We start from the raw sequence: 22,351 nt of genomic DNA, 5'->3' as shown, positions 1-22,351 counted from the left end.
ACAGGGGAGAAAATAGTAATTATTTCCGGAAATATGCCGGGAAAAAAGATGACGGATTTTTTGGGGTGCCGTCGAATGACAAAATCGACTTACAGTAGAAAGGGAATTAACCGGGACTATTTTACTGTTCGAGGAGAAAAACGGGCTCATTTTGTCGCCTTTTTCTTCGCTAATGTTACAAATTTTACAGAGTGTTTAACGTTACATTTCTAATGGTCAAATAGTATTGTACGATTCTGAAAGCTCTTGTAAACTTACAAATATGATAAACAGACAGAAATTTCATGTAAAAACAAATAAAAGAGAATTTAAGGGGAGAGAGAAATATGAAAAAGGTCGTAGTTAGTGCAGCAATTGCCGGTGGTGTTCTGCTTGCTCCGCAGGTTGCGGATGCAGCTCTCGGGGATCAGACACTTCGTGAGGGTATGAGACACGGGGATGTACAGGAGCTTCAGGACTGGCTGAAAGATGAGGGTCATTTTTCACAGAGTACTACATCAACGGGTTATTTCGGAACAATTACACGACAGGCTGTTCGTGACTTCCAGCGCAGTGAAGGGCTTACAGTAGACGGCATTGCAGGTCCACAGACGTTCGGTGCGATGGGTGTATCCGGCGGAAACTCCGGTTCATCTGCGACAACTTCAGGTTCATCAAGCGCCAATTCCGGCTCCGGTAACTGGATTTCGTTTAACGGTACACTTCGTTCCGGTTCAAGAGGCAGCAGTGTTTCAAGCCTCCAGGATGCGCTCAATTCTCTTGGCTATGACGCAGGGAACCAGGGTATCTTTGGACCGAAAACGGCATCAGCTGTCCGCAGCTTCCAGCGCAGTGCAGGAATCGGTGTTGACGGTATTGCAGGACCGCAGACATACCGCGCCCTTAACGGTGAGTCTGTTGTAAAATCAAGTTCTTCAGGCAGCTCAAATAACAGCGGGACAAGCAATGCCAGCTCAGGCAGCAGCTCGTCTTCAGTGGACAGCCTGATTTCCACTGCCCGCAGCGTTGAAGGGTCTCCTTATGTATGGGGTGGAACGTCACCTTCAGGATTTGACTGCAGCGGATTCATTAATTATGTATTCAGCCAGAACGGAAAATCTCTGCCTCGTACAGTGGCACAGCTCTGGAACCAGCGCACACCGGTTTCCAGCCCATCCCGCGGTGACCTTGTGTTCTTCGAGACAAGAACAGGTCCGTCCCATGCAGGGATCTATCTTGGAAACGGTCAGTTCATTCATTCCGGTTCTTCTACCGGCGTAACTGTATCAAGCATGAGCAACAGCTACTGGGGTCCACGTTACCTCGGTGCCGGCCGCTTCTAGAGTCTACTGATTTACAATTACACTTTGTTATTTACCCTACCCTTAATAAACTCAACTTAAACAAAAAATACCTGCAGACATCATGTCTGCGGGTATTTTCTTATTGCAGGGCTATCCAGGATTTTTTCTACATAAAAAAATAGGCGCCCGTGGTCCAGACGGGCGCCATATAAATGGGAGAAGAGAAAAAGAGGAAGGTCAAACCTCTCCTGCTCTTGCTACTATATTAGACGGGGGAGCAGAAAAAAGGTTTCAGATTTTCTCAAATTATCTTCATTTATTTCCATTTAATGATCTTTTACAGAAATGGCCCGCAAAAATGCTCCCCCGCCGGCGCTGATTGGCGCTGACGGTGGAGCGGTTTTATCTCCTAGTGAAGTCTTTTTGCCCCTAAGTATCGGGAGCTCCAGTAGTTTGTATTTAAATTTGCAATCGTCACGCCTGTTGATGATCCGGCATGGATAAACTGGTTGTTTCCGATGTAAATCCCGTTATGGGAGGGGCCGGAAGTATAGGTCTCAAAAAATACTACATCCCCTACCCGCGGGGAAGTGACACTTTTGCCAAAATGAAACTGCTGGGCTGCGGTTCTTGGGACGGTTTTGCCGTTCTGCTTGAATACATACTGAATGAAGCCGCTGCAGTCAAAACCGGATGGTGATGCACCTCCCCAGACATAAGGGGTGCCGATAAAGCCGGAAGCATCGGCGATCAGGTCCATGACTTCAAAACTTCCGGAACCCGAGTTGCCGCCGGAACCGCCGCTCTCCGCTTCCTTACGGTGTACGTCAGCTGCCTGGCTTATTTTCTCGATCGTGGCTTTTGTTGCAATGCCGTCAGAAGTGAGGTTCCACTGCTGCTGGAACGTTTTCACAGACTGCTTCGTTATTGAACCATAGTAGCCGGTAGGCTCCACGTTAAAAAGACCGAGCGTTTTAAGTTCGTTCTGAAGCTCCGTTACTGCAGACCCTTCTGAACCGACTTTCAGGAGAGAACCGCCGCCTGAGTCTGCACCGCTTTCTCCCGATCCACTTTTCGACTCTTCGCCGGTGGTTCCGGAACCCGAGGAGGATCCGTTCCAGTTTTTAAGAGCATTAAACGTCTGGGGACCGGCAATACCATCTACAGAAATTCCGGCTTCCCGCTGGAAGTTACGGACCGCTTCCCGGGTGATTGTACCGTATGTACCTGTTATATTGAAGGAGTAATAGCCGTATTCTTTCAAGTGAATCTGCAGTGCCTCAACGTCACTTCCCCGGTCGTTCAGTCTGAGCACTTTGTTAGCCGGGAGTGAAGGAGTTCCGTTGCCGGAGTCTGATCCACTGTTTTCCGAAGAGTTTTCAGGACTATGAGGCTTACTGTTTCCACTGTTCAGGTGGCCGATTGTCTGCGGACCGGCAATACCATCTGTCTGAAGGTTATTGCTGCGCTGATATGTACGAACAGCTTCCACCGTTTCGGAACGATAACGCCCATTCACCGAAGAAGTATAATATCCGAGTTCTTTCAGCTTTTCCTGAAGAAGTGTAACTGCTGTTCCCGAGGACCCGTTACGAAGGAGTTCCCCGTCAGGTATTTTAGTCTGTGCCGGAGGCTGTGATGATTCTTCACTGCTTTCGCTGCCTGTACCGTTGGATAAAGCTCCAAACGTCTGGGGGCCGGCAATGCCGTCCACTTGAAGGCCGTGATGATCCTGAAAATCCTTCACTGCTTTTCGTGTCACTTCCCCGAAATAGCCTGTTGCTGTGTGATAGCTGAAAAAACCTTCTTCTTTCAATTTTTCCTGAAGGACCTTTACATCATTATTACTCATACCAAAGGACAGTGTTCGTTCTCCAAAAGATGCTTCCACGCCTGACGGTGAGGCAAATACAACTCCCGCAAGTGCGACTGAAGCAGTCATGACCGTTTTTTTAGGTGACAACAGTGTCATTCCTTACCCCGCCCCTTCTCCCTTAAAATCTGGTTAATTTTTCTTTTGTCATTTAATCCTAGTTTACTTTCGGAATTTTTCATTTTCAACAAATTTCGTCCCAATTTTGAAAGAAGCGTAATAAGTCACGATCATCCTGTCAAAACATAGGTCTTATTCATTTTTCGACAGAAACAGGTTTAGTCCTAATCAGTCTGGGTATGGGATTTCCGGGCAACTAAAGAGGATTTAAACACCACATATAAATCCAGGACTTTTCCATAAAAAAGAAGACCAGGAGGGTTAGGCCTGGTCTTCTGTCACGTTCATCTCTTATATCCAAATAAGGGGGAATTGGGAGAGAAACAGGGTGAACGTGGGTTGTCTGCACGTATGCAGTAAGGGTTTTTACCTGCCCCGGATGATCGAGGAGGGTTGGGCCTCGGTACACCCAGGGTCAGGAAAGTTATGAGTGGGTTAAGGGTTTTTAAAAAGGGTTTGGGTTAAATCTGTAATTACAGGTGGGTTAGTCCTGAATTACATGTCTTCTTCGTCTTCATCGTCGATGTCGAATTCGTCATCTTCCATGTCGTCATCCATGTCATCTTCGAATTCGTCATCTCCCATGTCGTCATCCATGCCGTCGTCTTCGTAATCATCTTCCATTTCAGTGTCCTGATCCATGTCGCCGTCTTCCATGCCTGGATCCTCTTCAGCGCCTCCACATGCTGCGAGAACTCCTACAGTTAGTACTCCTGATAATACTGAAAGCATAAGCTTTTTCTTCATGATGAAATTACCTCCTGTTGTACCGGCTGTTTTTTGACCGGTAATTTTGTAGTTGGGATATTACAGAATCCCCTGGTTGATTGAATTGCTGAAGCCTGTTTGTTCGGCTTCGGTGATAATGATACCGCGACTGCTTGAACATTGACAACAGATCTAACAGGTTTTTTGCACTCTTTGAGACTTTCCCAAATTGGCCGGTTCATGGAAAGATGCGGGGATTTCTCCCCACATCCCGGCGATCAGACAGCTTTAAGCAGAAGCTTAATAACCGTCGTCGTCCATACCATCGTCATCCATGCCGTCGTCTTCCATCCCAGGGTCATCCTGCATTGGATCCTCTTCCACGTCACCACATGCAGCCAGAACGCCTACAGACAGAACACCAGCCAGCAAAGAAAGCAATACTTTCTTTTTCATGCCATTTCCCTCCTTCTTTTGATGTCTCATTCATGATGGTTAGTTCTTCGAATAAAGGGTTATGGGGAAAGTCCCCTGCTTCATTGTGTGAAAATGAGGGAGAGTAAGGTGAACTTCGGGTTAATTATCCGTCCATCTCACCATCGTCACCGTCTACATCCTGATCCATTTCCATTTCAGTATCCGTATCCATATCCGGATCGTCAACGTCACCACAAGCTGCAAGTACACCTACAGACATTAGGCCTGCCAGGATACCATAAAGAACTTTTTTACTCATCGCGAATTCCTCCTCGAAAGAATTTTTGATGTTTAAAAATAAGCCTGCACGGTCGGCAGGAAAGTTTCCTGCTGCCGATGCTCATACGTTCCGGGTCCCCTGCAAGGAGAACCGTCAGGACAGTCGGATTTGAATGCGTGAAAGGAAATGTGCTTTTAGTTTAAGCAATTTCCATCACTATCATCCGTCTATTCGTCCATTTCGTCGTCGTCGCCCATATCGTCGTCCATGTCGTCGTCCATGTCGTCGTCCATACCATCGTCATCCATGCCGTCATCGTCCATGTCGCCACCGTCGTCCATTTCAGTGTCGTCCATTGGATCGTCGTCCATGCCTGGATCGTCTTCTGCGTCTCCGCACGCTCCTAGTACACTAAGTGCCATTGCTCCGGAAAGAACTGACAAAAACAGTTTCTTCTTCATAATCTAATTCCTCCTTGGTATTTAACGCATATTTTTTATTCCGTCTGCAAGTTCATGATGTCCACAAAAACCAGGGTAACGGCCACCATTTATAAGGAATAATCGATAATTGCAAAGGCTTCAGGTGGACTGAAGCTGCAGCCAGAATGAAAGGCGTTTACCGATTAATTACTCGTCTTCGTCGTCTGTATCGACTTCAACGTCTCCATCTTCACCGTCATCGGCGTCTGCATCTGCATCACCATCTGCATCGCCATCTGCATCACCGTCTGCATCTGCATCAGTGTCTACATCTACTTCGGTGTCACCGTTGTCATCGTCTTCTTCAATACCATCGTCGTCCATACCGTCATCGTCGGTATCCATGTCGCCGCCGTCATCCTGCTCTACGCCATCGTCTGTATCCTCCACATCAACATCCTGATCGGCGTCACCGCACGCTGCAAGAATCCCTGTTGCCAAAATACCTGTTGCGACTGTTAGATAAGCTTTACGTTTCATAATATATAGCCTCCTGTTATCCATTAGTAAGTTTTTTGAATGTAAAACAGGTGCTGCAATCGATGCCCCAGCTGTTTCAGTGATTCTATGGTGGATATATCACCGTTTGTCCACTTCAAAACATCAGAAGCTGACTTTTTACATTCTCACACAATTGAACAGACTGTTCATAGAAAGGCTGATGTCACGTCCTCACAGGGTTCGGGCTGGTTCGTCACCACTTTTCCGGCAGTAAAAAAATATTTTGCGGAATGTGGATATAAAGGCTTATTTGTGACGATTGCAAAGAAGTTAAATAAACGTTTAATTAAAAAGATGGGATGTGACACAGGCTTACAAAAAAAGAAAGCTTTCCTCATAACTGAAGAAAACTTCCCCGAAAAAAAGATTTATTTATCTTCTTTGTCCCCAAGGGCAAACATCATTTCCATCTCCGCCACAGTCTGTCCGTCAACCGAAGCCGTCGCTTTTCCTTTCCCGATGCTCCCGCGAAGGCGGGTCATTTCCACTTCGAGACGAAGCTGATCCCCCGGCGTGACCTGGCCCTTAAATCTGCACTTATCGATACCGGCAAAGAAAGCGAGTCTGCCTCGGTTCTCTTCCTTTTTCAGAATAGCTACGGCGCCAACCTGAGCCAGTGCCTCCACAATCAGTACGCCCGGCATAACCGGGTAATCCGGAAAGTGTCCGTTAAAAAACTCTTCGTTTGCCGTTACGTTCTTAATTCCAACTGCCCGCTGCCCTTCATCAACTTCAAGGATCCGGTCCACTAGCAGAAACGGATAACGGTGAGGAATGATTTCCTTAATCTGTTCTGTATTCAGCATATATTAGTACCTCCTCATAGGTGCTGGTTATAGATATTAGTGTATCCTTTTTTCCCCGGTTTGTAAAAAAGAATCAGTACCGCTGCAATAACACTGTAAGAAGCAGAAAACGCCTGCCCTGCTCTTTAAATATGAGAAGGACAGGCGTTAAATGTTATATGAAATTAGTTAATACCGTAATAAATGAGGTCATAGATGTGCCCCCACGTTTCGCGCTGGAAAATATCCATTGGCTGACCGTCGCCGATGACGCCGTAGCCGATCATGGCACCGAGGACGATACTGACCCCGAGGAAGAAAACAACCAGAATAAGACGGAGCCATATTGGGATCAGACGAACCCGGCCGCGTTCCTTTTTCGGCTTCTTTTCTTCTTCCTGGCGGGCTTTAGCCTGCTCTTTTTCTTCGAGTTTCCGCTTGCGGATCTCTTCCCTGGACATTGGCTGCGTTTCATCGGTCTGCTTATTACTCATGCTCATGATTAGCTCCTTGTTATGACAGTGCTTTTTTCCATTGTAGCTTTAACGGAGGCCGTTTACAAGCCCTCGCATTTCATCGCCAATGGAGATGGCGCGTGAATGAAACTGGAAGTTCCGCTGTGTCTGAAGCATGTCATTCATTTCTTTTGCCATATCAACGTTGGACTGCTCGAGACTGCCCTGCATAAAGATATCTGTACCGGCAGCCCCGTTCAATACGTCTTCTTCATCGAGGTTCAGCTCATCAGGAGCCGGCAGGGTAAAGACGTTTCCGCCTGATGATTCCAGAACCTGAGGCTTCGTTACTTGAACGAGCTGAAGTTGGCCGGCTTCCTCCACGGTTCCGTCCTGCATGGTAACAGTTACCATACCCGCTTCAGTTACATTTATGGCCTGATAATCAGCCGGGATTGTTACGGGCTGCCCATCAGCTCCCAGCACAGATTCCCCGTTCTGATTAACGAGACTGTTTCCCCCGGCAGCCGGCCCGGGAGTCAGATAAAATGCTCCGTCTCTCGTCAGACGGCGATTGCCGTCCTCACCTTCTGCAAGCTCAAAGAAGTAGCCCGGTTCAGTCAGGGCTATATCAAGATCACGCCCGGTTCTGTTCAACGCCCCCTGTTCAAAACGGACAGCGGTCTGGGCCACGGCTCCGCCGGTTCCGACACGAATGCCCCCGGGAGTCATGCGGCCGATCTCCTGTTCCGCTGCCGGCTGATTGTGGATCTGCTGTGAGAGCAGACTCGAAAAGGTAACATCGCGGCGGTTATAGCCTGTTGTATTGAGGTTTGCCAGATTGTTTGAGGTCGTATCCATCTTGTGCTGAAGCTGGCCAAGCGTCACCGCTGAATTGATCATCGACTGGTTCATCGTTATCCTGCCTCCTGGCTCGTCCTGTCAAAGAATTATGTAATAAAACTGCCGCTTTGCTGACTATTTACTGCTCCCTGGCTATGGGAAAAACCGACTTTCCCGGCGGCTATCCGATTCGGCCTACGTCGTTCACGGTCCGCTCAAGGCTCCTGTCGTATGACTGGAGAATTTTCTGATTAGCCTCAAACGAACGGAGGGCAGCCATCATTTCCGTCATCGTGCGGCTGGCATCCACGTTTGAGCGTTCCAGAAACCCCTGTTCGATTCTGTAGGTGACTTCGTCATTACCGGCAGCAGGTAAAAGATCGGCTTCATCTCCTTCGTACCGGAGGAGCCCTTCTTCCTCATGGACCAGCTGTGCGGGGTCTTCAGCGAGAATGACGCCGAGCCGGGCAATTTCCTCTTCCCCCTCAGCCCCTTCCACGAATACACTTCCCTCTTCGTTTATTCGGAACTGTTCGCTGCCTGTCTGGATCCGCTCTCCTTCTGTATCAAGAATGTAGCGGCCGCCGGCTGTCGTGAGAAATCCTTCCCCGTCTACAGTAAAACTGCCGTTTCGGGTAAGGCGTCCGGTGCCGTCATCCCCTTCCACGGCAAAAAACAGCATCGCTCCCTCGGGAACACTGCTCTGAAGAAGCGCCAGGTCGGCTGCATTCCCTGTCTCCATGAGATCTCCCTGTGCAAAATGCGGAATGCGCTCCTGCATATAGACACCGGTGGCAAGTTCGCCTATATGGCCCCCACGGACTCCCTGCCCCGCTGCCTGTATGAGCATGTTCGGGAAGGCGCGAAGCGACGCCTGGTCGGCTTTATGTCCGGGAGTATTCATATTGTTTAAGTTGTCAGTGAGCATTTCCTGGCGGCGCTGCTGGGCGATCATCCCGGCAGCTGCGCCGTTTAGTCCTCTCATCATAACCATTTCCCCTTTGCGGCGGTCACAGGCTGAGGTCTGCTGCGAGGCGCCGGTGATTCTCTCACTTGCTGCTGTTTTCCCGCTCGTGTTGGACGGTTCTGATCGGCAGGCGGGAGCGGACGCTAGACTTTTGCAGCGCGCCGGGCGAGGCGGTCCAGGTTTTTAAGGAGGACGCCAGTGCCGTTGACGACGCAGTTCATTGGCTCTTCGGCTACGACTACAGGCACCTTGAGCTCTTCGGCGAGGAGCTGGTCAACGCCGTGGAGGTAGGCTCCTCCGCCAGTGAGAATTACGCCGCGGTCGATGATGTCCGCTGACAGCTCAGGCGGTGTCTGTTCGAGCACGGTTTTGGAAGCCTGGACGATGTGATACACCGATTCTTCAAGTGCTTCCTGAACTTCTTTCGATGTGACGCTGATGGTACGCGGGAGTCCGCTCACCATGTCGCGGCCACGGATTTCCAGTTCTTCGTCCCGGCCTTCCGGTGCTACGGTTCCGACGCTGATTTTAATCTGTTCAGCAGTACGTTCACCGATCAGGAGCTTGTACTTCTTTTTTATATAATTCAGGATATCCTGGTCAAAACGATCACCTGCTACTTTAATGGAGGAAGCGGTCACGATGTCGCCCATGGAAAGGACGGCCACGTCGGTTGTGCCTCCGCCGATGTCAACGACCATGTTGCCGCTCGGCTGGTAAATATCCATGCCGGCTCCGATGGCTGCGACTTTCGGTTCTTCTTCTATAAAGATGGATTTACCGCCGCTTTTCTCGGCTGCTTCGCGAATGGCTTTCTGCTCGACGGAAGTAATGTTTGTCGGACAGCAGATCAGAATGCGCGGTTTTGAAAAGAAGTTGCGCATTTTGATTTTATCGAGAAAGTGCTTAAGCATTGATTCTGTCATTTCAAAGTCGGCGATGACGCCGTCTTTCATCGGGCGCAGCGCCACAATGTTGCCCGGTGTCCGTCCCACCATACGGAACGCTTCGTCTCCTACGGCAAGCACCCTTTTTGTATTTGTATCAATGGCAACGACTGATGGTTCATTGAGGACGATTCCCCGTCCTTTTACGTGGATGAGTACGTTCGCTGTACCCAGATCAATTCCTATATCTCTGCCAAACATCTTCTTTTCCTCCCTGCAGAATAATGCGTTGGACCCGTTTATCTTCCGTACTTTGGTTACATTGTATCCAATGTTCTATTTTATCACATTTTGTAAGAAGAAGGTGGAAGGAAATGAAAGATTTTTCAGTATTTCGTCGGGTATCCGGGTGCGAACGGCTGCCTTTTGGGTCACAGCCCGCTGCGTCTGCACAACGATAAAAAAGCGAGGCGCTTTCGGCTCTTATACGTGCTGCCGCAGGCACCTCCCTTTGTTATCCTAATATCCGCGCGTGGTTATTTTCCGTTCGTTCGGTCGTGGGTGTCACCCGGGGACTACGCTTTCGTTTCAGCCATTTTTTTTGCCGTGGTCTGGGTTTTGCGGTATTTCACTTTCGTAGCCTCGCCGCCCCGGAGATGGCGGATGGATTTGTGGTACTCGAGGATTTCCTTCACTTCGTTGGCCAGTTCCTGGTTAATTTCCGGAAGTCGTTCGGTCAGATCCTTATGAACCGTACTTTTGGAAACGCCGAATTCCTTTGCGATCGTTCTCACTGTCTTTCTCGTCTCGACGATGTACCTTCCGATCTTGATTGTCCTCTCTTTGATGTAATCGTGCACACCTCTCGCCTCCCTAATGTTTCTAGGTTCAAAAAGACGGAGAAAAAGACAGCCACCCTAAGTTGTCTGTTCATGCTGCTGGCTGGTGGTTGCGTTCCCAAGTACAAACAGGCTGCCTGTCAACACTCGCTATCTCCTTGAACGACCTTTTCGATATTGTGGTAAGGTTTGTTAAATTTTATTAAGGTGTTTGCACATATATGCACAAAAAGTTCACAAGCCCTGCAGGACAAGGGTTCAGGGAGGGAGGATCGCTTCACGATTTCCGACTTTTGGGCTTATTCAGCAGCAGTTGGATGAGATTTCGGTATTTGAAAAATAATTTCCGGAAGGCTGTTTTAGGAAAGATTGTTGTTTTTCTACGCTACAGACCGACGCTTTCCGCGGGCAACACCTCAGCCTCCTCGGGAAAATCTCCCTGCGGTGTCTTCGGCTGTTGCTTTTCCCGCTGGAATCGCGGCCTTTCGCTCCGAAATTAATAATACCAATAGCAACAATCTTTACGAAAAGACCTTTCCGGAAAACTGCAGGTAAAAGGAAAGCCAGCCCCCGGACGCGGTGGGAGCTGGCTTTGTTCCCTGCTCAGGTATTGAAGGTACCCGAGTAGAGCTGGTGCTTAAGTTGGAATTAAATGTTCATCGTCGTTAAGTTTCTGTTTCCCTGCTGCAACTGTAAAGCCTGGTTTTGTTTAATCTTTGGTGCTTCATTTGCAAAAGTGATATTCACTTGACTGACTGTCTTTTCCTTACTTACACCGGCCTCCGTTTAACGTCCGGCTGCCGAAGACGAGTGCTGTATTCCGCTGAATGTTAAAGGATATTATCCTTCAAGGTGATCAACGGGTGCTTCAGGAGCATCTTCGCTTCCGGAAGCTTGGTCTTCATCGACTTCCGGCAGGGATGTTAGCGGCTGCTCCATGTACTCGAGCGGGTTGACCGGCACATCGTTTTTGCGGATTTCGAAATGAAGGTGTACGCCTGCTTCACTGTTAAAGAGGTTACGACCGGCACGGGCCATTACATCCCCCTGCTTCACTGTCTGTCCCTCTTCTACAAGAACGCCTTCAAGACTCTGGTAGATGGACAGAATGTCATCGTCGTGTTCAACGTGAACGACCTGGCCAAACAGGGCGTCTTCTTCGGCTTTCACGACTGTTCCGCTCATTGCAGCGGAAACGTCAAAGCTTTCACCGTTATCAGATGCTAAATCGACACCTTTATTCTGGTAGTAGTAGTTATTGTACTGAATTAAGGCCTCGACCTGCTCTTCGGCGGAATCTTCATTTGAGTAGAAGTTTCCTACTACACTGACTTCTGATTCATCAAGCACAGGCATTTCAAACACTTCGTTCTGAACAGCTACCGGTACGGCGTCGTCTTCCTCATGTCCTTCACCTGACTCGCTCACATCGAACTCGGAGTCTTCAGTATAGTCTTCCTGAGACAGATCCTCACTCGTTGTAGTGAGCCAGATAAAACCAGTAAGTACGACTGCAGCAAGCGTAAGATAGAGCGCCGGAACTGCCCAGCGTTTTTTCATTAGGCGTTTGATATTCGCCTTAAGCTGGTCCACTTTGGAACCTTGTTTTTCTTCTTGATTCATTTGATCATCACCTCAGCAACCATTCTGATCAAATTGCGAGGATTATATACATTTTTCAAAATATTTTATTTGGTGTGGGAAAATGCCGCTGTGGCGGGGGGTTCATTGATGAAAAAGGTGAACGCAGGGGGGCCTAAAAACTGAATCAATTTATTTACGTGGAAATTATCGTTGCTAAATACCAAATAAAATTATTAACCACTAAATCTTCGCCGCTTAATACCAAATAAAATTATAAACCACTAAATCTTCACCGCTTAATACCAAATAAAATTATTAACCACTAAATCTTCACCGCTTAATACCAAATAAAATTATTAACCACTAAATCTTCACCGCTTATCACCAAATAAAATATATGATCCCTCAAAATGACTGTTTGAAGCTCGCAGCAGCCAGAAAAACAGGCAGGTTCGATGCTGCTGCACCCGCCTGCCTGCTGATAAACTACTCATTTCCCGCCATTGCCACACCGATCACATCGTCCGTGTCTTCAATTTCCACGTTATGATAGTAATGATGAATAATCTGTTCGTACGTTTTTCCTTCCCGGGCCATACCGTCCGCACCGAACTGGCTCATGCCAACCCCGTGGCCCCAGCCTCTCGTTTTAAAGAGTATATCGCCGCCATGGCGTTCCCAGGAAAAATCGCTCGAATCGAGCCCAAGGAGATCGCGTATTTCCCGACCGGTAAATTCCTTGTCACCGAAGCGGACTTTAGCCACACGCCCGCCGGTCGTCCTCTCCACAATTTCCCCAATGCCGCCTTCTCCCGCTATCGTCACACCCAGTTTTTCAGCCATATCGCCTGGCGATACGATCTTCTCTCCGTCATATCGTGGTGATTCTTTATCCCATGGGCTCTCCACGCTTCGCAGGTAGGGAATTTCATTTTCCCAGTATTCTTCGGAGTTTTCCGTGTAACCGTTGCTCGTTGAAAAAAATGTGGCGGTAATCGGTCTTCCATCGTAGGTAATTACCTGGCCCCTGGTCGCTGCGACAGCTTCATGGATCCTTCCCATCATATCATCGTAATCAGCACCAAACCGCTGACGCAGTTCCTCTTCACTTTGATAAACCTGGTGCATGACAGTGTCAGTCACATCGGCCCCGTCCGGTACGTGAATATCGCTTGGTGACATCAACTGGCGGACGATATAGGTTCTCGCTGTAAGGGCCTGGGCTTTCAGTGCTTCCATCTCGTAGGAAGCAGGCATTTCAGAGGCTACTACCCCCGCTACGTACGTTTCAAAATCCACATGCTCCACTATTTCATTCTGTGAACGGTAAACTGCGACGAGTGGTTCATCACCCCCGCCGGCCTCAGTGTCCCGGGGAACCTGTACGTTCTCAGGAGATGCACTTACTTCCACTGCCTCCTGATGAACGTCATCTTCTGACAGCCATACGACAAGTACCGATGGCAGCAGCAGAATGATTCCCATAAGTATAAGTCCTGTAAACAAGATCGGTTTCATGTAGTGTATCTCCCGTCCCTTCTGTTAAAAAGTACTCACTGTACTGGTAAATATCTATGTCTTTCTAGTACAGGATAGAACAGTTTTACACGCTTTTATACTATTCGCCGCCGAGGTTTTGGTAGACTGCTGACACGTCCGTAGATGTTGCGGTTAAAGGTTATATTTAAAAAGCATGCATATGTCTACAGTCAAAATCTCTTTCCCGATTATTAAGAAGAGCCTGGAGTGAAGTGAGGAAAAATAGAGAGCGAATCGTCCCCTTCCGTACTCAAGAATAAATTGATTGCACTCCAGTTCCCGGCATCAGAAAACTGACCGGCCGGACATATGCACCGGAGCTGCAGTTTCCCCGATATTTCCCGGAAAATAACGAATCAAACAAGCTTATGTCGGAAATAATTGGACTCTCACAAATGGGATAAAGTGAGCAACGCGCATTAATTACCCACTATACAACAGGAACCGCCACAGCTCAGGTACCGTCACAAACAAAAAAACACCTCCGGGTCATTTCCCGGAGGTGTTCATGTGGACTGTTTTATGCGAAGTTCGGATCCATCTTAAGCGGAGCCGGAGCTTCGAGGTTTTCCAGTTCATTTTCCTGTGCTTCGTAGATGCGCTCCACGTCGGCACCGAGTGCTTTCAGCTTGCCGGCAAAGTCAACGTACCCTCTGTCGATATGCTTCAGCTCGGTAACGCGAGTGTAGCCGTCGGCAACAAGACCGGCAACAACGAGTGCTGCGCCTGCTCTTAAGTCTGTTGCAGCTACTTCTGCACCCTGAAGGTCGTTTGGACCCGATACGATCGCAGCACGGCCTTCAATTTTAATATTCCCGTTCATACGGCGGAATTCCTCCACGTGCATGAAGCGGTTTTCAAATACTGTTTCCGTGATGACGCTCGTGCCTTCTGCTCTAAGGAGCAGTGCCATCATCTGGGCTTGCATGTCCGTTGGGAAGCCAGGGTGAGGCATGGTTTTCAGGTCTGCAGACTTAAGTGACTCAGGCCCGATCACGCGGATGCCGTCGCTTTCCTCAATAATGATGACGCCCATTTCGTTAAGCTTGGAGATGAGCGGACGAAGATGCTCAGGCTCCACGTTCTCAAGGAGAACGTTTCCTTTGGAAATCGCAGCTGCGATCATGAATGTTCCTGCTTCGATACGGTCAGGAATGATTGTATGTTCTGCACCATGAAGTTCTTTTACGCCGTCAATCCGGATTGTTCCTGTTCCGGCACCGCGAACCTTCGCGCCCATGGCGTTCAGGTAAGTAGCAAGACAGACGATTTCAGGCTCTTCCGCTGCATTTTCGATGACTGTAGTGCCTTCAGCCATTGATGCAGCCATCATAATATTCTCAGTGGCACCGACACTTGGGAAATCAAGGTAAATCTTATTTCCGACAAGCTTATCTTCCACCTTGGCTTCGATAAAGCCGTTTCCGATTTCAACCTTCGCACCCATGGCTTCAAAGCCTTTAAGATGCTGGTCGATCGGACGGGAGCCGATTGCACAGCCTCCCGGAAGCGCGATACGGGCATGACCCACACGTGCAAGGAGTGGTCCCATGACAAGAAATGATGCACGCATTTTTCTTACATACTCAAACGGTGCTTCTGTCTTGAGCTGCTTTTCCGCATCAACTTCGATGGCGCCGTCTTCATAGCTCACATCGATGTTAAGGTTTCTTAAAACTTCGTTAATCGTGTATACATCAGCCAAGGCTGGCACATCATAAATTCTGCTTTTCCCTTCGCCTGCTAAAATAGATGCTGCGATGACAGGCAATACGGCGTTCTTCGCACCTTCAATACGAACGCTGCCGCTTAACTGCCTTCCACCGCGGACGATGATTTTTTCCAACGTATTCCCCTCCGCGTCCAGTTTCTATACTTATTAATATTCAGCCGTAATTATTGGCGTTCCAATTGTGACGGTTGTTTTGCCGCCCAATCCGTCCTGTGTGGCTCTTAGAGCGATCTGTAAGTTCATTGTTTCGCCGCCTGTTTCGATTCCGTTATCCCATAAAGGGGTGTTTGCGGATAATGAAACAAACGATGGTTCGGTTAAATGCTCGATGATTTTTGCGGAAAATGTGTCTGCAATCTCCAGTCCCCATGTTTCTGCGGCTGATCCGTTCCCTTTGCCGTTACCTTCTGCACGGACAAAGTATTCGGAGTGCTTCATCCATTCCGGTGATGTCCCTGTTTCAAAAAGCAGAGAGAACGCGGATTTTTCATCTGATGTGCTGGGGAGCATTGATGCGTCATAGGCATGATATGCCCGGTATTCATCCTTTGCAACTCGTATAGACGACAGTACCAGCCTTTCGGTTACAGTTGAATGTATATCCGTTCGTTTACCTTCCCAAACCACGTTTTCATGGTCCTGTCCAACTTTTGACCATGTAAACATATCCAGCCCGTTCATGTAAGCTTCGGTAAACAGATCCATTTCCGCATGGGACATCGTTTCTGTCCCCTCATGTCTGGAGTAGATATGCCATCGACTGGTCCGGATATTGTTTTCCGCCATTGTATGATTGATGTGCTGTATTGTCTGTAAAGGTGAAACTGCTTCTGAATTCTCTTCCATGACCGCTGTCTGACTGCCGGTAAAAAAAATAAATAATACCACTGCGGCGGCTGCTGACAAGACCGTTACTTTCCCCATTTTAATTCCCCCATGCACGTGTCTTCTTATTAGCATTGTTGCCTTGTTGAACACGCACATACATGGAATTATAAGCTAAAGAACGACATCATCTGCATACGGCCGGGGTTCCGGCGCAGCACCACTGCTTTCAATGTTCTGCTAAAACAGATGTCTGAGCATTGTCGACCAGTTGAAGTAGTTGAGCAGAAAGCTGCTGACCAGGTGCGTAATCGCAACAGCGACCACAATCACCAGGGCTTTCGCCTTCGGTCCATCGGGATCGTCCACAAACAGATCCCACTTAAACGTCTGCAGTGACCACCACACCGTGACAAGTACAACAATATTCACAAACAGACTGACTAACGCTTGCTGACCGAACTGTTCCAACGCTTCTGCTTCCTCCTGCATCGACTCAAGCCACAGCTTTTCGTCTGAATAAGATTTTTGTTGAAGTTTATGTACATCCTGTGGTAACTTGAAACGTTATCTCAATCAGCTGCAGATAAACTTCACAAATCCTATCTTAACGAATTCTTAATTTAATTGCTACGGCTTTTTTCCCTAAAAATCAACTTTTTTCTAAGAATTTTGCGGGCAGTTTCCATTTTTGACTCTGCACTGCCGAATGAGTATTAATTCGGCTTGTAGTTACTAAATATCACTTGTAACACAATTGTAAACTTCTTTCGGTTAAAAAACGGTATTTTTGAGAGAAATCCGGAAATCAGTACCAAATACTCTCAACGCCACCGCTCCCTCCTCAGTCCAAAGCCCTAATTCAGACAAAAAAAAGAACCCGCCCCGACAATGTCCTAAAACATTGTCCGCTGGGCAGGTTCAATTTCTGTCCGTCTGCTGTAAAAAACAGGCTATACTCAAAACCAGGTGAGTCCAGTGAACCAGTTGGTGAGAATAAAGGGAACTAAGCCGAGTCCGATCGTTCCGGTCAGGGAGAAAGCGACCACTGTGATTATTCCCGGGGATGCCGCAGGCAGTGAGCCCGGTTCAAGGGCAGCGGCGACTTCCGTCCTTGCCGCTTCAGCTTCTCCCGGCTGCGTGAACATCCGGTGAATAATTCTGAAGTAGTAAAAGAACGAGATTACCGTTGCAGCAACCATGACAGCTGCAAGCCAGAGGTAGCCGGCAGATACGGCGTGGATGAAGATCCACGCTTTACCGATAATTCCCGCTGATACCGGGAGGCCTGCCAGTGAAACGAGAAAGGCACTCATACCGAGAGCGAGAAACGGCGAGCGGTAATAAAGCCCGCTGAACGCACTTACGTCCTCGGATCCCGCCGTTTCCGTTACTGCTGTTATTACCGCAAACGCCCCGATCGTCATAAGCATGTAAGCGACAGCGTAGAACATGAACACGCTGATGGTCAGATCCACTGTTGAGACCGCAGCGAGGGGCACGAGAAGGAATCCGGCCTGCGCGATCCCCGAGTAGGCCATAAGACGCTTCACATTTCTCTGAGGCAGGGCGATCAGGCTTCCTGCAATCATCGTGAGCGCTGCGATTACAGCAATCAGAAATGCCCACTCTTCATAAATTCCACCGAACCCGGTAAAAAACAGCCGCAGCACGACAGCGAAAGCGGCAATTTTAGATATCGCAGAGAGAAAGGCCGTAACCGGTACCGGCGCCCCCTCGTAAACATCCGGGGCCCACATATGAAACGGCACTACGGACATTTTGAAAGCAAACCCTCCGAGGATAAAAAGTAAGCTCATCATGATGAGAAACGGGTAAGCCTGAAACAGCTCGCCAATCTGCCCGCCAATGACGGTCAGGCTTGTGCTTCCGGTCAGTCCGTAAAGGAACGACATGCCGTAGAGAATGAACGCCGAGGCGGTTCCGCCGAGGACAATGTATTTTACCGCCGCTTCCGCCGACTGTTTCCGGTACCTTTTAAAGCCGACCATGCAGTAGGCGGAAATGCTGAGCAGTTCAAGACCGATAAACAGCGTAATCAGATCGGCAGAGGAAACCATGATCAGCGCCCCGATAACAGCAAACAGGATCAGAGAGTACAGCTCTCCCTGGTAAACATCCTCATGCCGCTCCACGTAATACATCGTAATCATCACAACAAGTGCCGCTCCGAGAAGAATCATGACTTTGACCACGGTGGAAAACGGATCCACAAGGAACGTATCGCCGATCCCCGCCGACTGTGTCCCGTTCACGGTGATCATGAGCACGGCTGCTGTTACGAGTGCGACAATACTGAGTCTACCGGCAAACGGCTTGTGCCCTTTAACCCCGGTCATAAAATCAATTGTGAAGATGAGCAGGGCAAATGCGGCAAGAACAATTTCCGGTGTCAATAGCGACCAGTCTGCTGTGTATGAAATCATTCCTCCGTCACCCCCCTGCCCTTGTAATTATGTCGATTACGGTTGTATTGATGATATCGCTCAAAAGGTTCGGATAAACACCGATCAGGATGCTCAGTCCAAGGAGCCCGATCAGCGGTACATACTCTCCGGGACGCACATCTGGAAGCCCTTTAAACTGCTCCTTCATTTCCCCGAACGCCGTGCGCTGAACGGCAATGAGCAGGTATCCTGCGGTAAGAATCATCCCGATGACCCCAATAATCCCGATGACCGCTGCCGCCGGAATGAGATCACCGGCACCGAAAATGCCCATAAAGGCAAGAAGCTCACTTACAAATCCGGAGAGCCCCGGAAGTCCAAGAGACGCCATTGCCGCTGCAAGCATAAATCCTGCCAGAACCGGCACAGACCTGGACAGGCCGCCGAGTTCCGATAGTGCGCCTGTCTTCGTCCGCTCGTACAGAGCACCGGCAATAAAGAACAGGAGTGCGGCAATCAGGCCGTGGGAGACCATCTGAAATATCGCGCCCTGCATGCCTGCCTGGGTATACGAAGCAGCACCCAGAAGAATAATCCCCATGTGGCTCATGCTTCCGTAGGCGATGAGCATTTTCAGGTCCGTCTGCACGAGGGCGAGACAGGCGCCGTAAATGATGTTGATGACACCGAAAATGGCAATTACGGCAGCAAACGTGGCGGCCTGGTCCGGTAAAATTCCGTAGCCGACCCGGAGCACCCCGTACGCCCCCATCTTCGACATGACACCGGCAAGAATCATCGTCACCGGCACCGGTGCCTGGGTGTAGGCAGCCGGAAGCCATGTATGAAGCGGGAAAACCGGCAGTTTTACCGCAAATGCCAGCACCACTGCGGCAAAAAGTCCTGCCCGGACTGCGGTTCCCAGCACTTCAGGAATAGCCGGGTTTGCAAACATGTCTGCCAGCACGATCATATTGAACGAAGCCTGTGCTGAGGCCGCAGCTTCGGCACCTGTAAACGCCAGGGCGATAAAAGCAACGAACATGACCGCACTCCCGAGCCCCGTGTAGAGAAGGAATTTAAATGCAGCGCGGTTCCGCTCCTTTCCGCCCCAGATGCTGATCAGGAAAAACACCGGAATCAGTGTCAGCTCGAAAAACAGGAAAAACAGGAACAGGTCGAGAGCCGTGAAGACGCCAAGGAGACCGGTGGTAAGAACGAGCATCCAGACGAAGTACTCCTTCACCCGTTCTGTTATCTTCACAGAAGCCAGCACGGCTATTGCCGCGATGACCGTGGTAAGAACGAGAAGCGGCATGGACAGCCCGTCAACACCGAGCTCGTAGCGTACCGCCGCCATCCCGAAGTCGATCCACGGATAGCTTTCACCGAGCTGCATCCCGCTGGCTGCACCGTCAAAACGGCTCCAGGCGAACAGGGAGACACCAAGCGTCAGCAGGGCAGTCCCTCCGGCCATCGAGCGGATGAGACCGTGATTTTCCCTTGGAAGCATCAGTAGAATCAGTGCACCGGCAAGCGGCAGGAACACGAGTACACTCAGCAGATTTCCGGTCATCCGAAATACCCCCTTACAGCGAAGACTGCAGCAATAAGCGCAATTCCGCCTGCCACACTCACAAGCCCGTATGTCTGCAGCTGGCCGTTATGCTGTTTGCCTGCCTGTCTGCCGGTTCTGAACGTAATGGCTCCGGTAAAGTTGACCGCTCCGTCAATGATCCACCGGTCCACTTCTACAAACAGGCGGCTCAGCGTCATAAGCGGCCGGACAATCACAGCTGCATAGATTTCATCGATATAGTACTTGTTTTCAAGGAGGTGGTGGACGGCAGGCACTTTTTCCTGCATCCCCGACTCCTCTCCTTTTCCGTACAGCCGCCAGGCAAGCCCTGCTCCTGCTGCTGCCAGAAGTAGTGATACTGCTGCGAGGCCGAGACCGCCGTGAGCCTGATCGCCGTAGTTAAGACCCGCAGTCATGAACCCTTCCAGCCAGTAGCCGTTCAGGGGAAAGTGAACGAAGCCGGCTGTGACCGCGAAAACAGCGAGCACGATGAGCGGAACTGTCACCGTTTTTCCGTTCTCGGCAGGGGCTTCCACATCTCCCCGGTACGTGCCGGCAAAAACTCTGAAAAACAGGCGGAACATGTAAAACGCCGTAAGTACAGTCGTCAGTGCTGCAAGTGTGATGAGGACCACGTCTCCGTTTGCCCAGACAGCCGCCAGTACCGCCTCCTTGCTCCAGAAACCGGCAAGGGGGAAGATCCCTGCGATCGCCAGTGTTCCGATGAGAAAGGTGACTGCAGTAGTGCGCATCCTGTGCCACAGGCCACCCATACGGGTAATGTCCTGCCGGTGGTGGAGCGCCAGAATGACGGATCCCGCCGCCAGGAACAGCAGTGCCTTAAAAAAAGCGTGCGTCATGAGATGAAACAGCCCTGCCACGTAACCCGCGGTGCCGAGCGCCAGCATCATGAGTCCGAGCTGGCTCACCGTGGAATATGCGAGAACCCGTTTGATATCCGTGTTAACGAGAGCAATCGAAGCTGCGAACACAGCGGTGATCGCTCCTGTGTATGCCACCACAGTCAGCGCTGTACCCGACGCAAGAAACAGCGGGTACGTTACCGCAACGAGATACACCCCCGCGGCCACCATCGTAGCGGCGTGGATGAGTGCACTGACCGGTGTCGGCCCTTCCATCGCGTCCGGAAGCCAGACGTGAAGGGGAAACTGCGCACTTTTTCCCACTGCTCCGAGAAAAATACAGAGAGCAATGACGGTTACCATCGTGCCGGAAACCTCGCCGGCTTCGACTGCAGCAAACGCCGCTCCGTATTCAAAACTTCCGGTGGCGTTAAACAGGAGGACGAGCCCCACAAGCAGCCCCACGTCACCGATCCGGGTCACAAGAAACGCTTTCTTTGCCGCGTCGGCTGCTTCTTTTTTGAAATACCAGAAGCCCACAAGCAGGAACGAACAGAGCCCGACAAGCTCCCAGAATATGAAAAGCTGAAGCAGGTTCGGTGCCAGGACGAGACCGAGCATGGAAAATGTGAAAAACGTCAGATACCCGTAAAATACGTGAATTCTGCCGTCTTCAGCCATATAGCGCTTTGAAAAGATATGGACGAGGAGGCTGACGGCTGTGACGACAAACAGCATCAGACTGTTAAGTGCCGTCACTTCAAATCCCATCGTCACATCCACAGGCCCGATCGTGAGCCAGCGGACCGTTGCGGCAAACGTATCTCCCCCGATTCGCTCCATCAGTACCACTGAAGAGAGCACAAACGCGCCGGCTACAGACGCAATGGCAATTACCGGGGCCGCCTGCTTCAGCTGTCTGCCTCCAAGAAGCAGGATCACGAAGGCAGCGAGGGGAAGAAGCGGTATCAGCCAGGCATTCTGTATCATACGATCACCTTCTTCTCTTTTTCCCCGGCACACCAGTTGTCTGCAGGGGCGAGGATTGGTCTGAACGAGTGAAACGTTGAATCTACCATCGGAGCAGGTCCTGTTTGATGACGTCGATTGACGATCGGTTACGGTAAAGGGCAATCAGGATCGCAAGTCCCACAGCCGCCTCCGCTGCCGCCACCGTAATGACGAAGATCGTAAACACCTGCCCGGTAATGTTTGCAAAAGGGCCGATACTGGAAAAAGCAACAAGGTTAATGTTTACGGCATTGAGCATCAGCTCGATACTGACAAGAATGATGACAAGATGGCGGCGGGTCAGCACGCCGTACAGTCCGATACAGAAGAGAATGGCCGCGAGTGCGAGAAAGAGATTCAAGGAAACCAT

Annotated in this window: 22 protein-coding genes; 1 reads left to right on the top strand and 21 read right to left on the bottom strand. The window is 49.8% G+C overall.

Annotation, left to right across the window (positions count from 1 at the left end; genetic code table 11):
- The first annotated feature begins 326 nt into the window (after nt 1-326).
- A complete protein-coding gene (locus tag FGB90_RS08265) occupies nt 327-1,322 on the top strand; it encodes a C40 family peptidase (RefSeq protein ID WP_138810353.1) in 996 nt (331 codons plus the stop codon).
- 370 nt (nt 1,323-1,692) lie between these two features.
- Here the strand turns inward: FGB90_RS08265 and FGB90_RS08260 are convergent, their stop codons facing one another.
- The 21 genes from FGB90_RS08260 to nuoK all read right to left on the bottom strand — a co-directional run bounded on the left by FGB90_RS08260 (nt 1,693) and on the right by nuoK (nt 22,351).
- Entirely contained in the window at nt 1,693-3,255 is a 1,563-nt protein-coding gene (locus FGB90_RS08260) for a C40 family peptidase (RefSeq protein ID WP_138810352.1), read from the bottom strand.
- Nucleotides 3,256-3,771: 516 nt separating this feature from the next.
- On the bottom strand, nt 3,772-4,023 hold the full coding sequence (locus FGB90_RS08255) for a DNA primase (RefSeq protein ID WP_138810351.1): 252 nt from the start codon (nt 4,021-4,023) through the stop codon (nt 3,772-3,774).
- A gap of 261 nt (nt 4,024-4,284) precedes the next feature.
- Nucleotides 4,285-4,440, bottom strand: a complete 156-nt coding sequence (locus tag FGB90_RS19640; protein WP_171051756.1) for a hypothetical protein — start codon at nt 4,438-4,440, stop codon at nt 4,285-4,287.
- A gap of 124 nt (nt 4,441-4,564) precedes the next feature.
- Entirely contained in the window at nt 4,565-4,720 is a 156-nt protein-coding gene (locus FGB90_RS19635) for a hypothetical protein (protein ID WP_171051755.1), read from the bottom strand.
- 188 nt (nt 4,721-4,908) lie between these two features.
- Complete coding sequence (locus tag FGB90_RS08250; protein WP_138810350.1) at nt 4,909-5,142, bottom strand: DNA primase; 234 nt, start codon at nt 5,140-5,142, stop codon at nt 4,909-4,911.
- A 168-nt stretch (nt 5,143-5,310) separates the two neighbouring features.
- Nucleotides 5,311-5,643 (bottom strand): hypothetical protein, encoded by a 333-nt coding sequence (locus tag FGB90_RS08245; RefSeq protein ID WP_138810349.1) that lies wholly within the window; start codon nt 5,641-5,643, stop codon nt 5,311-5,313.
- 389 nt (nt 5,644-6,032) lie between these two features.
- Nucleotides 6,033-6,470, bottom strand: a complete 438-nt coding sequence (gene fabZ, locus FGB90_RS08240; protein WP_138810348.1) for a 3-hydroxyacyl-ACP dehydratase FabZ — start codon at nt 6,468-6,470, stop codon at nt 6,033-6,035.
- 164 nt (nt 6,471-6,634) lie between these two features.
- Nucleotides 6,635-6,949: a DNA-directed RNA polymerase subunit beta gene (locus tag FGB90_RS08235; protein WP_246056107.1), complete on the bottom strand. Its 315-nt coding sequence runs from the start codon at nt 6,947-6,949 to the stop codon at nt 6,635-6,637.
- Between the two features lie 42 nt (nt 6,950-6,991).
- Nucleotides 6,992-7,819, bottom strand: coding sequence for a flagellar hook-basal body protein (locus tag FGB90_RS08230; protein ID WP_138810347.1), 828 nt, complete (start codon nt 7,817-7,819; stop codon nt 6,992-6,994).
- Nucleotides 7,820-7,928: 109 nt separating this feature from the next.
- Nucleotides 7,929-8,735 carry a flagellar hook-basal body protein gene (locus FGB90_RS08225; protein ID WP_138810346.1) on the bottom strand — a complete coding sequence of 269 codons (807 nt, stop codon included), beginning with the start codon at nt 8,733-8,735 and terminating at the stop codon, nt 7,929-7,931.
- Between the two features lie 122 nt (nt 8,736-8,857).
- Nucleotides 8,858-9,862, bottom strand: coding sequence for a rod shape-determining protein (locus tag FGB90_RS08220; RefSeq protein WP_138810345.1), 1,005 nt, complete (start codon nt 9,860-9,862; stop codon nt 8,858-8,860).
- A 314-nt stretch (nt 9,863-10,176) separates the two neighbouring features.
- Nucleotides 10,177-10,461 (bottom strand): sporulation transcriptional regulator SpoIIID, encoded by a 285-nt coding sequence (gene spoIIID, locus FGB90_RS08215; RefSeq protein WP_138810344.1) that lies wholly within the window; start codon nt 10,459-10,461, stop codon nt 10,177-10,179.
- An 819-nt stretch (nt 10,462-11,280) separates the two neighbouring features.
- Complete coding sequence (gene spoIIQ / locus FGB90_RS08210; protein ID WP_138810343.1) at nt 11,281-12,063, bottom strand: stage II sporulation protein SpoIIQ; 783 nt, start codon at nt 12,061-12,063, stop codon at nt 11,281-11,283.
- A gap of 447 nt (nt 12,064-12,510) precedes the next feature.
- The gene (spoIID, locus tag FGB90_RS08205) at nt 12,511-13,542 is read right to left on the bottom strand and encodes a stage II sporulation protein D (RefSeq protein ID WP_138810342.1); all 1,032 of its coding nucleotides are present in this window, start codon (nt 13,540-13,542) and stop codon (nt 12,511-12,513) included.
- Between the two features lie 541 nt (nt 13,543-14,083).
- A complete protein-coding gene (murA, locus tag FGB90_RS08200) occupies nt 14,084-15,409 on the bottom strand; it encodes a UDP-N-acetylglucosamine 1-carboxyvinyltransferase (protein WP_138810341.1) in 1,326 nt (441 codons plus the stop codon).
- A gap of 33 nt (nt 15,410-15,442) precedes the next feature.
- Nucleotides 15,443-16,219 (bottom strand): YwmB family TATA-box binding protein, encoded by a 777-nt coding sequence (locus FGB90_RS08195; protein WP_171051754.1) that lies wholly within the window; start codon nt 16,217-16,219, stop codon nt 15,443-15,445.
- A 141-nt stretch (nt 16,220-16,360) separates the two neighbouring features.
- On the bottom strand, nt 16,361-16,591 hold the full coding sequence (locus FGB90_RS08190) for a DUF1146 domain-containing protein (protein ID WP_246056106.1): 231 nt from the start codon (nt 16,589-16,591) through the stop codon (nt 16,361-16,363).
- A 488-nt stretch (nt 16,592-17,079) separates the two neighbouring features.
- On the bottom strand, nt 17,080-18,567 hold the full coding sequence (locus tag FGB90_RS08185; RefSeq protein ID WP_138810338.1) for an NADH-quinone oxidoreductase subunit N: 1,488 nt from the start codon (nt 18,565-18,567) through the stop codon (nt 17,080-17,082).
- Nucleotides 18,568-18,574: 7 nt separating this feature from the next.
- Nucleotides 18,575-20,104 (bottom strand): complex I subunit 4 family protein, encoded by a 1,530-nt coding sequence (locus tag FGB90_RS08180; RefSeq protein WP_138810337.1) that lies wholly within the window; start codon nt 20,102-20,104, stop codon nt 18,575-18,577.
- The gene (gene nuoL / locus FGB90_RS08175; protein ID WP_138810336.1) at nt 20,101-21,960 is read right to left on the bottom strand and encodes an NADH-quinone oxidoreductase subunit L; all 1,860 of its coding nucleotides are present in this window, start codon (nt 21,958-21,960) and stop codon (nt 20,101-20,103) included. Before nuoL ends, FGB90_RS08180 begins: the two co-directional genes overlap by 4 nt.
- An 82-nt stretch (nt 21,961-22,042) precedes the next feature.
- Nucleotides 22,043-22,351, bottom strand: a complete 309-nt coding sequence (nuoK, locus tag FGB90_RS08170; protein WP_138810335.1) for an NADH-quinone oxidoreductase subunit NuoK — start codon at nt 22,349-22,351, stop codon at nt 22,043-22,045.

It is taken from the genome of Alteribacter natronophilus (assembly GCF_006007885.1).
GTDB classification, from domain to species: Bacteria; Bacillota; Bacilli; order Bacillales; family Salisediminibacteriaceae; genus Alteribacter; species Alteribacter natronophilus.
This window is presented reverse-complemented; position numbering and strand designations above follow the sequence as displayed.